Below are 2,643 nucleotides of genomic sequence, written 5' to 3' on the forward strand. Positions count from 1 at the left end.
ATTATCGGACACGAAAGTCACACAGACACTGGACTTCTACACAGGGACCCAACCACGATGATAGGCGCGCGTGCGCAGGCGAACAGTCATCAGCATAGAGATTGCTAAGAGAAAGCGGTAGATGCCTCGGGAACATCAGTTCCCGAGGCATCTACCGCTTTCTCGATGATCATCGAGCGATGGAGGTAGCGCGGTACGGCTTGGCTGCTTATCGCGACAAACGGTCAGCTGAAGGACAGAACGGGGCAGACATTGTCAAGGTAATTGGGTCCGAAAAAGGCCACGCGTCACACACGGGCACGGCGTTGTGTTGTCATCCTGTACTCAGCGGGATATCAGTCGAGAGCGTCGATACAAATCGCGTGCCCGGAGGTACTGATTTGGAAAGCGAGCTTTGAACTTCATCAGGTACCGGGCCCTCACCACGATGACAGCATGGTTGAGAACTCGACTGAAGGGCCGAATTTGTTCCGCAGGCGCATAGTCCTGAACCTTAGCGAGGTAGGTCCATCGGTCTCTGAGCCTTGCGTCGTCGATCTCAGTTGCGGCAAGTTCGGTGATGATCTGCACGACATCTCGGTTGTAGTCACTCAAGGTACGGCCGACAGCGTACGGGTCCGACTCAAACTCTGATAGTGCAGTACTCACCGCGGGGGCTATTTCACTGAGCTCGTTGAAATAGCCGATAGGAATGATGGATTCGTATAGTGCACAAATCTCTTCCGAACCTTCGGTACGTTGAACTACGAGGGGTTTTCGGTGTTTAGCTGCTTCCGCGATCGGAAGACCAAACCCCTCGTAGGCGGAGGGAAAGAATACAAGTTGAGCGTTCTCGAGCAGTTCATCGACAGCGCGGTCGGACAGACCGCCACTTCCGACGAAATGCACCCTGCTGTTTCCAGTTTCTATACCGTTTAGCTTCGTGGGACCTATGACAACAATTTCCTCGAAACATTTCGACAGGTGTGGCAGCGTCTCGCGCACCATCTTGTGATCGAAATCGTTTCCGAAAACGAGGGCATAGCGACCAATTGAAATCAGCGTACGTACCGTGGTGGGTATTTCAGATGAGAATGCGCCAGTAAAAGTATGATTGTCGGGATACCCTTGATGTACCGTGACAAATTTTCCTGGACGTTCCGTCTCTGTGCAGCCAAAATAGTCGCCAAAATCATCACGCGAGAAATTGCTGATGGAGATGACTTTGTCGGAAAAAGTAACTGCATCATTGAGGATAGTCCGATACTGGTAATCTTGAGATAGAAGATGATTACTTCTAATTGCAATGATATCAAGATGAGAGAACGCGATTCTCAGGCAGTATTTGTTCATTATTTGCAGCGTTTCCGCATGAAATATCTGACTGGGGCAATATCCGACGTCGAACAGTTCATCAATGTCACGACTCTTTATGACACGAATTCCAAATGTATCGAGGTGGTGAAACTTTGAGCTTTCAGATCCAGCGACCACCGTGAATTCGATGTCATGCAAATTGGAGGACTGGTCACGGATGTACGACAGTAGGCTGAGCGCGTTTCGTGACGTTCCGTTGTATGTGTTAGAGAGGTGATGAAGGTTGATGAGAACTTTGGTGGTACCTTTAGTTCCTGCGATGACGTCGGCAAACCGGTCCACTGGATCGATATAAAAGTCAAGATATTTGCGAACAAATTCTTCATAGTATGGATAGCGCTTGGTCATGATGAGCTCATTAGTTGACTGCAATGCACTTTTTTGTTCGGCTGTGAAGCTTTTAGTTTCCAGATGTGCTACGAACGCGCGGTTTGCCATTACGGACGAGTAGCCGTACTTGTTGATTCGTAGGCAAAAGTCGTTCTCTTCGCTGTATCCGTGTCCGTAGATTTCGTCGAACAAATCGAAATTTTTTATTAGAGTGCGTCGTATTAGTATGCAAAATCCCGGGGTTACCGGAACTATGCTGAATCTGGGAAGTCTCCCACTTAAAGAAGTGTGTATGTCTCGGGCGTAGTCAATATCTCGTTCCAGGATTCCGCTGTTCTTGAAGTTTAGTGGAATAGAGGCAATAGTTGCATTGTTGCTACGTGGGCACACGGTCCCGTGCCGGGATGACAATGCGAGTACCGTGGCCATCTCTTCGATAAATCCCGGCGTCGTGATCGTATCACTGTTGAGTAAGAGGATATCATTATCGGTGGTATCAAGTTCGTATGCGGCCCGATTGCACGTTTTGACAAATCCGAGATTGGTTTCATTTCGAAAATATCGAAAATTGGATATCCCTGATATTTTTTCGAGTATGGCTGATTCTAGAAAGTTGGCGTCCGGCCCAACATCATTGACGAGGATCACCTGGTGTGGTGATGTAACGTTCAGCAGCAACGAGTCGATACATTGGGCCAAAGAGTCCCAATCTCCGTAGACTGGAACCACAACAGTCACGGCGTTGGGTTGCATACTCTTCTTCATAGGGGAGCCTTCTCACTTAGGCTGTGAACCGGGTGCGATTCACTCGACAATCGCACAGGCTAGTGCATGAATTGCCGTTCTCGTTCTCCGGCCTGGACGACACGGACGATACACGCGTATAGATTGTCGCTCGCTAGTGTAGGAGGCGCGGACGTTGGTTACGCGGTGCCGGCGGTAAGCGGCGGGCGGTCG

1 protein-coding gene is annotated in these 2,643 nt (G+C 49.6%); it reads right to left on the reverse strand.

From position 1 onward, the window contains the following. Positions 1 to 324 precede the first annotated feature (324 nt). The gene (locus tag H7C86_RS36795) at positions 325 to 2,451 is read right to left on the reverse strand and encodes a glycosyltransferase (RefSeq protein WP_182263506.1); all 2,127 of its coding nucleotides are present in this window, start codon (positions 2,449 to 2,451) and stop codon (positions 325 to 327) included. Positions 2,452 to 2,643: the final 192 nt, after the last annotated feature.

It is taken from the genome of Rhodococcus sp. UFZ-B548, from assembly GCF_903819475.1.
In the GTDB taxonomy this organism is placed as follows: Bacteria; Actinomycetota; Actinomycetes; order Mycobacteriales; family Mycobacteriaceae; genus Rhodococcus_F; species Rhodococcus_F erythropolis.

Bases quoted from the DNA above. Each gene is read 5' to 3' on its own strand.
- H7C86_RS36795 (WP_182263506.1), bottom strand. From the start codon at position 2,451: ATGAAGAAGAGTATGCAACCCAACGCCGTGACTGTTGTGGTTCCAGTC.